Here is a 13,224-nt window from a genome sequence, read left to right as displayed (position 1 = left end):
CGAGCAGTGTCTGCTTCCCCGCGAGCAGCGTGAGGAAGACGGCACGATACCGTTCCGGTCGAGGACGTCGTTATCGAACGCTAGAAAAACTGTGGTGATCCCCACAACGACCGCGCGGTGTGTGGGGATAGCATCACACCGAAGGCAACTTACCCTTTTCGAGGTTGTCCACCTCCGGCCGACAACGCCGTCCGTACAAAGCCTGCAAACCCGCAGTAGGAGGAATCGCCCGTGTCATTAGCTGCAGAAGCCGAGGATGCCGCGCGCGCATACGCGCAGTGGCAGGACGCGGTGGCGGGGGTGCTGGCCAAGTCCCGACGCGTCGACCCGGCCGAACTCGGACCCGAGCCGCAGCGTCTGCTCGAGACCACGACCTACGACGACGTCACCGTCGCGCCGCTGTACGGCGTCCGCGACGAGCGCGACGAAGCGCCGCTGCCCGGTGAGTTCCCGTTCGTCCGCGGCGGCTCGTCCACGCGCGACGTCAACACCGGCTGGCTCGTCGACGTCCGGTTCACCGACACCGATGCGGCCTCGGTCAACGAGCGCATCCTCGACGCCCTGAACAACGGCGTCAGCTCGGTGTGGCTCGGTCTCGGCGCCGGCGCGGTCCCTGTGGACGCGCTCGACACCGCGCTGAGCGGTGTGCTCCTCGACCTCGCGCCGGTCCGTCTCGACGCCGGTGCCGACGCGGTTGCAGCGACCACCGCCGTGTACGCCGTGCTCGACAATCGCACCGACATCGAGGACCGCACCGCCGTGCGCATCTTCCTCGGTGCAGCGCCGCTCACCAGCGCGTTCTCCGAGCGTCCCGACGTGTCTCTCGCCGAGGCCGTCGAGCTGGCCCGGGCCGCCGCTGACCGCACCGAAGCGGTGCGTGCCCTCACCGTGGACGGCACCGCCTTCCACAACGCCGGTTCGTCCGACGCCGAGGAACTCGGCGCCGCGATCGCTGCCGGCCTCGACTACGTGCGAGCACTCGTCGACGCCGGGGTTCCCGTCGCGGCCGCGCTCGGCCAACTCGAGTTCCGTCTCGCCGCGACCGACGACCAGTTCCAGACCATCGCCAAGTTCCGCGCGGGTCGTCAGGTGTGGGCGCGCGTCGCCCAGGTCGCCGGTGCCCCCGAGGCCGGCAACGCTCCGCAGCACGCCGTGACCTCGGCGGCGATGATGGCCCAGCGCGATCCGTGGGTGAACATGCTGCGCACGACCCTCGCCGCCTTCGGCGCGGGTGTCGGTGGCGCCGACGCCGTCACGGTCCTGCCGTTCGACTCCGCGCTGCCGGCCGGTGTGCTCGAGGTGTCCGAGGCGTTCTCCGCCCGGATCGCCCGCAACACCCAGCTGTTGCTGCTCGAGGAGTCCAACCTCGGTCGTGTCCTCGATCCCGCCGCCGGTTCCTGGTACGTCGAGGAACTGACCGCGCAGATCGCGGAGAAGGCGTGGGGCTTCTTCCAGGAGATCGAGGCGGCCGGTGGCTACCGCGCCGCTCTCGAGTCGGGGCTGATCGCCGAGCGTGTCGCGCAGACGCGTGCCCGCCGCGAGTCCGACATCGCGCACCGCAAGTTCTCGGTGACCGGTGTCAACGAGTTCCCGAACCTGGCCGAGAAGCCGCTGCCGGTCGGTGTCGCCGAGGCCGGCGCGTCCGCCGCGCGGTACGCCGCTCCGTTCGAGGCGCTGCGCGACCGCTCCGACACCTACCTGGCCTCGCACGGTGCCCGTCCGCGGGTGCTGCTCGCCCCGCTCGGACCGATCGCCGAGCACAACATGCGTGCGACCTTCGCGGCGAACCTGCTCGCCGCCGGTGGCATCGAAGCGGTCAATCCCGGACCGCTCGATCTCGACGCCGACCTGTCGTCCCTGGTGGGCGATACCGGAACGTCCGTCGCCGTGCTGTGCGGCACCGACACCCGCTACGGCGAGCAGGCCGGTACGGCCACCGCTGCGCTGCGTGCGGCGGGGATCACGACGGTGCTGCTGGCCGGACCCGAGAAGGCCGTGAAGGACGCACAGGGCGACGATCGTCCGGACGGCTTCCTCACCGCGCGCATCGACGCCGTCGCCGCCCTCACCGACCTGCTGAACACTCTGGGAGCGTAAGTGAGCATCGAACACGAAATCGGCAGCTTCGCCGACGTCCCGTTGACGGACCCGGCAGCGCCGGCGCCCACTGTTCCCACCGCGGAGCAGGCCGCCGCGCTCGTCGAGTCCGTCGCCGAGGCGAACAACTACAGCACCGAGGACGTCGTGTGGTCGACGCCCGAGGGCATCGACGTCAAGCCGGTCTACACCAAGGCCGACCGCGACGCCGTCGTCGCCGAGGGCTATCCGCTCGGCAGCTACCCGGGTATCGCCCCGTTCGTGCGCGGGCCGTACCCGACGATGTACGTGAACCAGCCGTGGACCATCCGCCAGTACGCCGGCTTCTCCACCGCCGCCGAGTCCAACGCCTTCTACCGGCGCAACCTCGCCGCCGGTCAGAAGGGTCTGTCGGTGGCCTTCGACCTGGCCACGCACCGCGGCTACGACTCCGATCACCCGCGCGTGCAGGGTGACGTCGGTATGGCCGGTGTCGCGATCGACTCGATCCTCGACATGCGTCAGCTGTTCGACGGCATCGATCTGTCGCAGGTGTCGGTGTCGATGACCATGAACGGCGCGGTGCTGCCGATCCTGGCGCTGTACGTCGTGGCGGCGGAGGAACAGGGCGTCAAGCCCGAGCAGCTGGCCGGAACCATTCAGAACGACATTCTGAAGGAGTTCATGGTCCGCAACACCTACATCTATCCGCCGAAGCCGTCGATGCGGATCATCTCCGACATCTTCGCCTACACCTCGGCGAAGATGCCGCGCTTCAACTCGATCTCGATCTCCGGCTACCACATCCAGGAAGCCGGCGCGACGGCCGACCTCGAGCTCGCCTACACCCTCGCGGATGGCATGGAGTACATCCGCGCCGGACTCGACGCGGGCATGGACGTCGACAAGTTCGCGCCGCGCCTGTCGTTCTTCTGGGCGATCGGCATGAACTTCTTCATGGAGGTCGCGAAGCTGCGCGCAGGTCGCCTGCTGTGGAGCGAGCTCGTCGAGAAGTTCGGGGCGAAGAACCCGAAGTCGAAGTCGCTGCGTACCCACTCGCAGACCTCCGGCTGGTCGCTCACCGCGCAGGACGTCTTCAACAACGTCGCCCGCACCTGCGTCGAGGCGATGGCCGCGACCCAGGGCCACACCCAGTCGCTGCACACCAACGCGCTCGACGAGGCGCTGGCGCTGCCCACCGACTTCTCGGCGCGCATCGCCCGCAACACCCAGCTGCTGCTGCAGCAGGAGTCGGGCACCACGCGGCCCATCGACCCGTGGGGCGGCTCGCACTACGTCGAGTGGCTCACCCACGAGCTCGCCAACAAGGCCCGCGCCCACATCGCCGAGGTCGAGGCGGCCGGCGGTATGGCACAGGCGATCTCGGAGGGCATCCCGAAGCTGCGCATCGAGGAGGCGGCCGCCCGCACCCAGGCGCGCATCGACTCGGGTCGCCAGCCGGTCATCGGTGTCAACAAGTACCAGGTGACCGAGGACCACGAGATCGAGGTCCTCAAGGTCGAGAACTCGCGTGTGCGGGCCGAGCAGCTGGCCAAGCTCGAACAGCTGCGCGCCGACCGCGACGAGGAGGCCACTCGCGCCGCCCTCGACGCGCTCACCCGCGCCGCCGGTGCGCAGAGCCAGGGTCTCGACAACAACCTGCTCGCGCTGGCCATCGACGCGGCCCGCGCGAAGGCCACCGTCGGTGAGATCTCGGACGCCCTGGAGAAGGTCTACGGCCGTCACCAGGCGGAGATCCGTACGATCAGCGGCGTGTACCGCGACGAGGCCGGCAAGGCCACCAACATCACCGCCGCGACCGAGCTGGTCGAGAAGTTCGCCGAGGAGGAGGGCCGTCGCCCCCGCATCCTCGTCGCGAAGATGGGCCAGGACGGTCACGACCGAGGCCAGAAGGTGATCGCCACGGCCTTCGCCGACCTCGGATTCGACGTCGACGTGGGACCGCTGTTCCAGACCCCCGAAGAGGTCGCCCAGCAGGCGGCCGACAACGACGTGCACGTCATCGGCGTGTCGTCGTTGGCCGCGGGTCACCTGACGTTGGTCCCTGCCCTCAAGCAGGCACTGGCCGAGGTGGGCCGCGAGGACATCATGATCGTCGTCGGTGGTGTCATCCCGCCGGGTGACTTCGACGAGCTCTACGCGGCGGGTGCGGCGGCGATCTTCCCGCCCGGCACCGTGATCGCGGATGCGGCGACCGGTCTGCTGACCAAGCTCGCCGCGCAGCTCGGCCACCACCTCGGAGGCTGACGTCGGCATGAGCGACACCTCGGCCGGCGCCGCGCAGACCCGCCGACGGCAGATCGACGTCGACGCCCTCGCCGAGGCCGTGCTCGCCAACGAGCGGGCCGGCCTCGCGCGGGCGATCACGCTGATCGAGTCGACCCGCGACGACCATCGGGAGCGGGCGCAGCAGTTGCTGCTGCGCCTGCTCCCGAAGGCGGGCAACGCGATTCGTGTCGGTATCACGGGTGTGCCCGGTGTCGGCAAATCGACCTTCATCGATGCGCTCGGCATGTATCTGCTCGAGCAGGGGCATCGGGTCGCGGTGCTGGCCGTCGACCCGTCGTCGACCCGCACGGGTGGTTCGATCCTCGGCGACAAGACGCGGATGGCGCGTCTCGCGGTGCAGCGGGACGCCTACATCCGCCCGTCGCCCTCGGCCGGCACGCTCGGTGGGGTCGCGAAGGCCACCCGCGAGACGATGGTGCTGCTCGAGGCCGCCGGTTTCGACGTGATCCTCGTCGAGACCGTCGGTGTCGGGCAGTCCGAGGTGACCGTGGCGAACATGGTCGACACCTTCTGCTTCCTGACCCTGGCCCGCACCGGCGACCAGTTGCAGGGCATCAAGAAGGGCGTGCTCGAACTCGCCGACCTGGTGGCCGTCAACAAGGCCGACGGGGAGTTCGAACGCGACGCGCGGGTCGCCGCCCGCGAACTCGCCGGCGCGATGCGCATGGTGCATCCGCACGACGCGATCTGGAAGCCGCCGGTGATCACCATGAGCGGCATGACCGGCAACGGTCTGGACACCTTCTGGGACACCGTGCTCGAGCACAAGAAGGTGCTCACCGAGGCGGGCATGTTCGAGGAGAACCGGCGCCGTCAGCAGGTGGACTGGACGTGGACGATGGTGCACGACCAGCTGTTGCGTCGTCTCGAGACCTCCCCGCGCGTGCGGGCGATCCGCAAGGATGTCGAGGCCGGGGTGCGCGACGGTTCGCTGACCGCCGCGCTCGCCGCGCAACGCCTGCTCGACGCCTTCGACGGGGTGAACGACCCCGGAACGTCCGGCGAGGACTCCTGATCCCATGAGCCGCCGCACGATCGCCGCCACCGTTCTCGGTGCGTTCGCGATCGTCGCGGCGGCTCATCTCGTCTTCCAGGTTCTCGCGCCGGATTCGGCGTTCACCGACGTCTCGCAGTGGTTCCTCATGCCGCTGCTCGCGCTCGGACTCGTCCTCGTCACGTCCGCACCGCGCGACCGGCTGGTCGTGGGCACGCTTGTGGCGCTGGGGTTCTCGTGGCTGGGGGACACCGCGCCCGATCTCGTCGAGGGGGATGCCTCGTTCCTGGTGCTGGTGGGCTTCTTCCTGTGTGCCCAGCTCACCTACATCGTCGCGTTCCGGCCGTACCGGCGGTCGAGCGTGGTGCGGACCCGCCCGTGGGTGGTCGGTCTCTACGCCCTCGCGGTGATCGCCATGGTCGCCGTGTGCGCTTCGGCGGCAGGGATTCTCGTGGTCCCGATGGCGGTCTACGCGTCGTGTCTGGCGGCGATGGCGGTGCTCGCCACCGGTCTGAACCGGACGGCGGCGGTCGGCGCGATGCTCTTCGTCGTCTCCGATGCGCTCATCGCCGCGCGTGCCTTCGTCGACGCGGATCTGCCTGCCGTGGGGTTGTGGATCATGGCCACCTACATCGCGGCCCAGGCCCTGATCGTGCGCGGTGTGCTCACCGCGCACGATCGGCGCGGACGGGCCTACAGGTCGAGCAGTTCCTTGGCGACGGTCACCGATGTCGGGGCGTCGAGCGACGGGTAGTCGCCCCACTGCCCGCCGGTGATGGACACCTCCACGTCGGGCAGCTGGATCTGGGTGACCGAGACGGCGGCGACCGAGACGGCCTCTCCCATGGTGTAGGCGACGCCGCCGGCGGCCTCGATGTCGGGGTCGGGAAGCAATTCGAGACCGCCGGTTTCGAGGTCGCTCGCCGACGGGACGTTTCCGGATCCGGGTGCCAGGACGATCTCCACCGACCGGATCTCGTCGAGGTTCGTCGCGGTGTCCGGGGTCTCCCACGCGCAGTAGACGCTGTACTCGTCCACGCCGCTCGACGAACGCAGGCTCAGGCCTTCGATGTAGGGGGCGACGGCGGGCGCGACATCGTCGCACGATTCGAAGCGGGCGAGGATGTCGCTGCCGAGGCCGGTCGGTTCGCCGACGGTGTCGGCGTCGAAGGTGGTGTCGACGGCTGCGGAGTCGGCGTCCGAGGCGGTGTCGGAGGAGGCGTCGTCGCCGGAGGAACACGCTCCGAGGAGCAGAGCGCCGGCGAGGGTCGCGGATGCGACCGCGTATCGGGTCAGATTCACACGGCGCATCGTAGCGTCCGTACGAGTTGTATGTGATCTTGGTTCCGCCCGGGCGGTCGAGGGCCGCGACACCGTGCGTTACAGCCCGAGAAGCTGCTTGGCGACCGCCACGCCGCCCGCCGGATCGAGGACCATCGCGGCATCGCGGCCGCCGACGGTGATCGACACGGAGGCCTGGGGGAGTTCGACGCCGGTCGCGGTGAAGGCGGTGCCGGCCATGTTGATCGGCATGCTGTGCGCGAATCCGCCGGCCGCTTCGATGGCGGGATCGGGAAGCACCACCAGGCCGGTCTTCGCCGCGGTGGCGGGTGTGACGGTCTCGGGTTCGACGACGACCTCGACGGAACGGAGTCCGGAGGGCGGCTCGCCGGCTCCGGCCTCCCACACGCAGTTCACGCGCTGGGTGCTCACGATGCCGCCGGGAGCGGGCGTCAGCCCGTCGATGTAGCGCTCGAGGGTCGCGCCGATGGCCTCGCAGCTGGGGAAGCTCTGTGCGATCTTCACCAGATACGGCGATTCGGCGGAGGTGGACGTCGGGGAATTGATGTCGGCTGCGTTGCGGATGCCGACCGTGGAATCGTCCGAGGAACAGGCCGTCAGAGCGGCGCCGGCGGTGAGGAAGACGAAGGCACCAGTATGTATTCGCTTTTGTCGCACGCGGGCATAATAGCGATTATCAAGCGCCGTCGGGGGAGCGTGGTGACGGGGTGGAATTCAGGCGAGTCTCGTTGTGTCCGGGCACCTCCCGAGGCTCCGGACGGGCCCCGGCGAGGGGCGTCGCGTCGGCGCCTTCGAGCAGTGCCACCGGCGTCGGCTGCGCCAGCGGTTCGAGCGAACCGCTCTTCTCCGCGGCGGTGAGGCGCGAACGCTTCCAGGACACGATCAGCAGCGTGAGCCAGGCAGCGACGATGGCGAGGTAGAGCACCGCCAGCGCCGCGCCGGAGAGGTCGGCAGTCTTGGCGAGCTTGTGCGCGTTGGTCAGCACGATGACACCGCCGACACCGGTACCGAGCAGCGTCGCGGGGACGCGGCTGACCAGCCACGCCGCGACCGGCGCCGCGAGGGCACCACCGAGGGCGAGACCGGCGACGATCACCAGATTGCCGAGCGAGTCGTGCCCGAGCCCGAACAGGAAGCCGACGCTCGCCGCGACCGCGACGAGGAACTCCGACGCGCTCACCGAGCCGATCACGGTGCGCGGTGCCGTCTTGCCGCGGGAGAGCAGGGTGCTGGTGGTGATCGGTCCCCATCCGCCACCGCCGCTCGCGTCGATGAAGCCGCCGAAGAAGCCCAGCGGCGACAGGAATTTCGCGGTGTGCGGGGAGGTGCGGGCATGGGCGACCGCAGGGGGACGTACCGAGAAGCGCAACGCGACGTACACGCCGATGGCCAGCAGGATTCCGGCGGTCACCGGTTCTGCGGCCTCGGTCGACAGTCCCGACAGCACGGTCGCACCGAGGAAGGCACCGATGGCGCCGGGCACACCGAGCCGCAGCACGACCTTCCAGTCGATGTTGCGGAACCGCCAGTGCGAGGCACCGGAGACGAGGGTGGTCCCCACCTCGGCGAGGTGCACGGCGGCGCTCGCGTGCGCCGGACCGACACCGCTGAACAGCAGCAGGGTGGTCGCGGTGACACCGAAGGCCATGCCGAGTGCGCCGTCGACGAGCTGTGCGCCGACACCGACGAGCGTGAAGATGAGCAGATTGAACATGCGTTGGCTCCGAAAGCTGGAAGAACCCGAAAAGTTGGACGAGCGGCGAAGCGCTCAGCAACACTCCCGGGTGCAACACAGACAATCGAAGCAGGCGCCGCGACGGGTCGGCCAGAACGGCATGAGCGCGAGACGAGCGGCCGGAGCCATCTCGGTACTCGTCGCAGCCATGGTCACGTCCTCAGGTCTCGTTCCGCGCGCGGATCGTTCGGTCCGGTCGAGCATAGCCCGTCGAGGCGACGGAGCCACACTCGGCGGGCTATGCGCGCCCGATCGGGCGCGCCGGACGCGAGGTCAGCCGAGGCGGCGTGCGGAGATCTCGAAACCGGCCGCGCGGAGCCGTTCGCTGAGCACGTCCCCGAAGGCCACGGCGGGGGTGAGGACGCCGCCACCGGCGTGCAGGGCCGCGCCGCCGAGCGCGAGCGAGAGGGCGGACTCGCCGAGCATCACGGCCGTGGCCTTGTAACCCGGGTCGCCCTGCGCGGAGAACCGCGCGGTGTAGCGGGCACCCGACTCGGTCGAGGCGTACAGATCCACCGTGAAGTAACCGTTCTCGCGGGTCTTCTCCGACGGTCCCTCACCGGGCGCGGGCAGGAGCTTGTCGAGGACGAACCGTGTGGGCGGGAACGACAGGCCGGCGGCGAGGGCGCCCGTGCCGAGTCCGACGAGCCCGGCGAGGACGGGGGACAGCGGCGAGGACCCGACGCTCATCACCTCCCGGTAGCGGAAGCGGCGTCCGTAGGCCCAGTCGCGCAGCGCGTTGCTGCGTCGCACGATGCGGGTGTTGTACGAGGCCATCACGAACGGGGCCAGCCGGCCCGAGACCTCCGGGGCGACGGACTTGCCGTCGAAGAACGCGAAGTCGTTCTGCCGACCGAGATCGGGTTCCCGAGCAGGATCGGGGGACAGCGAGTACGGGCGCGCGGCGATCTTCCGGGCGGCGGCATCCTTGCGGATCGCGTCGAGCTGTTGCCGGAGCGAATCGATGGTTCCGCCGCTCACGCCGCCGCGGAAGGAACCGAGCACGAAGGTCGTGTCGGTGAGCGGCAGGTTGCCGTCGGCCTCCGCGGCGCGGTAGAGCGCGTGGACGCCGAGGTCGGACGGGACGGAGTCGAAACCGCACGAGTGGACGATGCGGGCGCCGGTGCGGCGGGCCACGTCGTCGAAGCGGTCGATGCTCTCGCGGTGGAAGAGCACCTCGCCGGTGAGGTCGACGTAGTCGGTGCCGGCCTCGGAGCACGCCTGCACGAGCGGCAGCCCGTACGTGGCGTAGGGACCGACGGTCGTGATCACCACGCGGGTGGACTCGGCGAGCGTGGTCAGCGAGGCGGGATCGTCGGCGTTCGCCTCGATCAGCCGCCAGTCGGTCCCGAGGTCGGCGGCGAGCTTCTCGAGTTTGGTGCGTGAACGTCCTGCGAGTCCGACGGCGACGCCGTCGGGGAGGTTCTCGGCGAGATAGGCGGCGGTGAGGCGTCCGACGAAGCCGGTGGCGCCGTAGACGACGATGTCGAGATCCCGGGAGACAGTCATGTCCCCACCCTACTCAGGAGTAAGTCTTCGGGGCGACCTTCGTCACACGGATCCGGCGCCACAGCACCACCCACGAGAGCAGCACGGCGAGCGCGACGAGGGCGCGGACCGCACCGAGCGCGGACTCCGGGTAGATCACGCCGGTGAGGTAGTGGTCGATGAACCCGCTCGGCGGCAGACCCTCCTGGCCGGCCTCGCGGCGGGCCCAGTTCTCCACGGCGGTCAGCGGGCAGTCGAACCCCACGGCCACCGAGGCCGCTCCCCACACCACCGCGGCGACGTGCGCGACGATCGTGCGGGGCCACCGCCACGCGAGGAAGCCACCGAACGCGACGTAGAGCACGAACAGCAGATGCACGAAGGCCGTGAGGTCGGCGACCACCCGGAACGCCATGTGCCCAGGGTAGAACGAACGGCTGCGGAACGGACGGGGTCGCCGGAGGGTGGGCGGCGGCTCAGCCGGCCTTGATGACCAGCACCGGCACCGGCGACTCGGTGATCAGCCGCTGCACCGCCCGCTCGACGAGGAACTTGCCGGTCGCCGTGCGTCCGCGGCTGCCGATGACCACGCGTTCGGCGCCGCTGCGCGCGAGCAGTTCGACGGTCGTGCCGACCGGATCGCCGTCGTGGACGGCCGAGAGCAACTCCCACCCGTCGGTACCGGCCACCTCGCTCACCTGTGCCCGCACGTCCTCCACCTCGTCGGGCTCGTCGAGCGGGTGGAGCACCACCAGCGACTGCTGCCGATCGGCGGCCTCCCGCACCGCGGCCTGCAGAGCGATCCGGCCTTCGGGGGTATCGGCGTGAACGACAGCGACAGTCATGACTCTCCTCGTGCGGGCCTGCGGGGACGTCCTCCATTATCGCCGCGGCCCCGAGGCCGGGCCACGATCGACGGTGTGGAACCGGTCTCCCCGAATTTCGGGGTCCGGATCACCAGGGTGCCGGGCGGAAGTCCTTGAGGAAGCATCCGTACAGGTCCGTACCGGTCTCGCCCTGGACGATCGGGTCGTAGACGCGGGCAGCGCCGTCCACGAGATCGAGCGGCGCGTGGAAGCCTTCCTCGGCCAGCCGCATCTTGGTGTGGTGCGGCCGCTCGTCGGTGATCCACCCGGTGTCGACGGCGGTCATGAGGATGCCGTCGGTGAGCATCTCCTCGGCGCTGGTGCGGGTGAGCATGTTCAGCGCGGCCTTGGCCATGTTGGTGTGCGGATGCCCGGCGCCCTTGTAGCGGCGACCCGCGAACTGCCCTTCCATCGCCGAGACGTTCACGACGTACTTGCGGCGTGCCGGGGAGGCGGCGAGCGCCGGACGCAGACGGTTGACGAGGATGAACGGCGCCACCGAGTTGCACAGCTGCACCTCGAGCAGTTCCAGCGGCTCGACCTCGCCGACGGTCTGCACCCAGCTGTTGGTGTGCACGAGATCCGGCAACAAGCCACCGGCGTCGACGGCGACGCCGGCCGCGACCCGCTCGGGTGTCGCCGAGCCCGCCACCAGTGCCAGCGAGGTCAGCGAGTGCGCCGACAACTCGGCCGGCAGCGACCCGGCCAGGGCGGCCGGGTGGGCGTCCGAGGGCTTGCCGAAGGTCAGGACCTCGGGGCGCGGACCGGCGGGCAGCGGATCGGCCTCCGCCTCGGCCAGCGCTGAGTAGGCACCGGGGGAGCGGCGCACCGTCTGCGCGGCGTTGTTGATGAGGATGTCCAGCGGACCCTGCGCGGCGACGTCGTCGGCGAGGGCGACCACCTGGGCGGGGTCACGCAGGTCGATGCCGACGATGCGCAGCCGGTGCAGCCAGTCGCCGCTGTCCTCCATCGCGGTGAAGCGGCGGATCGCGTCGTTGGGGAACCGGGTGGTGACGGTGGTGTGCGCGCCGTCGCGCAGCAACCGCAACGCGATGTACATGCCGATCTTGGCGCGCCCGCCGGTCAGCAGGGCGCGACGACCCCGCAGATCGGTGCGCGCGTCGCGCTTGGCGTGGTTCTCCTCGGCGCAGGTCGGGCACAACTGGTGATAGAAGGCGTCGACGCGGGTGTACTTGTCCTTGCAGATGTAGCAGTGCCGCGGACGCAGCAGCGTTCCCGCGCTCGCACCGCGCGTCGCCGACGCGAGCGGGAGTCCGGCGGTCTCGTCGTCGATGCGGGTGGGGGAGGCGGTGGCGGTCGCGGACAGCACCTGACGGTCGGCGTCGACGCGTTGCTTGCGGGCCTCGTTGCGGCGCAACCGCTTGAACTTCTTGAACATGTGCCCCACGGCCCGCTGCACGGTGATCGCGTCGGGATGCTCGGCGTCGAGACCCGCCGCCTGGTCGAGCACCCGCAGGCAGGTGGCCAGATCGTCGGGGTCGATGCGGGTGAAGCCGTCGGTGGCGGGCTCGGCGGTGGTGTCGCTGTGGGGGTTCATCTGCCTTTTTCCGTGTGCTGCTGTAGGCCCGATCGTATCGGGCAGGATGATCGTGTCCGAATTCCCGTGCAGGTACCGGAGGAACGATGAGCCCGAGCTCCCCCTTGTCCAAGAAGAAGTTCGCCGAACTGAGCCGCCCCCAGCAGGTGCTGGTGGTCCTCCTCGCGGTGGTGCAGTTGTCGCTCGCCGTCGCGGCCTGGGCCGATCTGGCGAGGCGACCGGCCGACAAGATCAACGGCAGCAAGCTGCGCTGGGCGCTGACCATCGCGGTGAACTTCTTCGGTCCGATCCGGTACTTCCGCAAGGGTCGCCGGGACTGAGCGGACCCCGGACGAGCCGAAGGCCCCGAACCGATATCGGTTCGGGGCCTTCGGGTTTCGGAGTGTCCGAGGGGGGACTTGAACCCCCACGTCCGTTAATAGGACACTAGCACCTCAAGCTAGCGCGTCTGCCATTCCGCCACTCGGACCGACGCCCACACGGGGCATGTCGGTAGAACCCGCTCCCGCGGGCGCTGAAGAAACAGTAGCGCATGGGGCGCCCGATCCCCAAAACGGCACTTCAGGCGCGCCCGCGGTACTCGACGGGCCGGACCTCGCGTGGACCCGCGCGCTGATTCGTCATCCGCTACGGCAACCGCCGCCGCAGCTGACGAAAGCGGTAGCGACTGTCGCCCGTTCGATCGTTTCCCGACAACGACGAAGGCCCCGAACATGATGTTCGGGGCCTTCGTCGTCTGTCTCGACTCAGAGTGTCCGAGGGGGGACTTGAACCCCCACGTCCGTTAATAGGACACTAGCACCTCAAGCTAGCGCGTCTGCCATTCCGCCACTCGGACCTGATGCTCGCGCCCGCTCGTCGTGGGCGCTGTGAAAGAGTAACCCACCGCGCCCAC

12 protein-coding genes and 2 tRNA genes are annotated in these 13,224 nt (G+C 69.7%); 5 read left to right on the top strand and 9 right to left on the bottom strand.

The window, feature by feature from the left end; genetic code table 11:
* Window positions 1-231: 231 nt before the first annotated feature.
* The 4 genes from mutA to B9C99_RS21625 are packed head-to-tail and all read left to right on the top strand — an operon-like array spanning window position 232 to window position 6,134.
* Complete coding sequence (gene mutA / locus B9C99_RS21640; protein WP_088899306.1) at window positions 232-2,097, top strand: methylmalonyl-CoA mutase small subunit; 1,866 nt, start codon at window positions 232-234, stop codon at window positions 2,095-2,097.
* Complete coding sequence (gene scpA, locus B9C99_RS21635; RefSeq protein ID WP_088899305.1) at window positions 2,098-4,344, top strand: methylmalonyl-CoA mutase; 2,247 nt, start codon at window positions 2,098-2,100, stop codon at window positions 4,342-4,344. It abuts the gene before it with no gap.
* 7 nt (window positions 4,345-4,351) lie between these two features.
* Window positions 4,352-5,401 (top strand): methylmalonyl Co-A mutase-associated GTPase MeaB, encoded by a 1,050-nt coding sequence (gene meaB / locus B9C99_RS21630; RefSeq protein WP_088899304.1) that lies wholly within the window; start codon window positions 4,352-4,354, stop codon window positions 5,399-5,401.
* A gap of 4 nt (window positions 5,402-5,405) precedes the next feature.
* Window positions 5,406-6,134, top strand: a complete 729-nt coding sequence (locus B9C99_RS21625) for a lysoplasmalogenase (protein ID WP_088899303.1) — start codon at window positions 5,406-5,408, stop codon at window positions 6,132-6,134.
* Here the strand turns inward: B9C99_RS21625 and B9C99_RS21620 are convergent.
* The 7 genes from B9C99_RS21620 to B9C99_RS21590 form a co-directional block, all read right to left on the bottom strand.
* Window positions 6,074-6,691: a hypothetical protein gene (locus B9C99_RS21620; RefSeq protein WP_088899302.1), complete on the bottom strand. Its 618-nt coding sequence runs from the start codon at window positions 6,689-6,691 to the stop codon at window positions 6,074-6,076. The genes B9C99_RS21625 and B9C99_RS21620 overlap by 61 nt on opposite strands.
* A gap of 69 nt (window positions 6,692-6,760) precedes the next feature.
* Entirely contained in the window at window positions 6,761-7,339 is a 579-nt protein-coding gene (locus tag B9C99_RS21615) for a hypothetical protein (protein ID WP_016693110.1), read from the bottom strand.
* Window positions 7,340-7,358: 19 nt separating this feature from the next.
* On the bottom strand, window positions 7,359-8,396 hold the full coding sequence (locus tag B9C99_RS21610; protein ID WP_088899301.1) for a sulfite exporter TauE/SafE family protein: 1,038 nt from the start codon (window positions 8,394-8,396) through the stop codon (window positions 7,359-7,361).
* Between the two features lie 294 nt (window positions 8,397-8,690).
* A complete protein-coding gene (locus tag B9C99_RS21605; protein ID WP_088899300.1) occupies window positions 8,691-9,926 on the bottom strand; it encodes a trans-acting enoyl reductase family protein in 1,236 nt (411 codons plus the stop codon).
* 13 nt (window positions 9,927-9,939) lie between these two features.
* The gene (locus tag B9C99_RS21600) at window positions 9,940-10,320 is read right to left on the bottom strand and encodes a DUF2784 domain-containing protein (protein WP_088899299.1); all 381 of its coding nucleotides are present in this window, start codon (window positions 10,318-10,320) and stop codon (window positions 9,940-9,942) included.
* A gap of 61 nt (window positions 10,321-10,381) precedes the next feature.
* On the bottom strand, window positions 10,382-10,750 hold the full coding sequence (locus B9C99_RS21595; protein WP_088899298.1) for a universal stress protein: 369 nt from the start codon (window positions 10,748-10,750) through the stop codon (window positions 10,382-10,384).
* 109 nt (window positions 10,751-10,859) lie between these two features.
* Window positions 10,860-12,329, bottom strand: a complete 1,470-nt coding sequence (locus B9C99_RS21590; RefSeq protein WP_088899297.1) for an SDR family oxidoreductase — start codon at window positions 12,327-12,329, stop codon at window positions 10,860-10,862.
* Window positions 12,330-12,415: 86 nt separating this feature from the next.
* Between B9C99_RS21590 and B9C99_RS21585 the strand changes: the two genes are divergently transcribed.
* A complete protein-coding gene (locus B9C99_RS21585; RefSeq protein ID WP_033096644.1) occupies window positions 12,416-12,649 on the top strand; it encodes a PLDc N-terminal domain-containing protein in 234 nt (77 codons plus the stop codon).
* Window positions 12,650-12,712: 63 nt separating this feature from the next.
* On the opposite strand, the gene B9C99_RS21580 is transcribed toward B9C99_RS21585, so the two are convergent.
* Both B9C99_RS21580 and B9C99_RS21575 read right to left on the bottom strand, forming a co-directional pair.
* A tRNA-Leu gene (locus B9C99_RS21580) sits at window positions 12,713-12,798 on the bottom strand.
* Between the two features lie 283 nt (window positions 12,799-13,081).
* Window positions 13,082-13,167: transfer RNA gene (locus B9C99_RS21575), tRNA-Leu, on the bottom strand.
* Between the last annotated feature and the right edge of the window lie 57 nt (window positions 13,168-13,224).

The organism is Rhodococcus sp. BUPNP1 (assembly GCF_002215235.1).
In the GTDB taxonomy this organism is placed as follows: domain Bacteria; phylum Actinomycetota; class Actinomycetes; order Mycobacteriales; family Mycobacteriaceae; genus Rhodococcus.
Note: the sequence above shows the minus strand (reverse complement) of the source record. Positions and strands in the feature narration are given on the sequence as shown.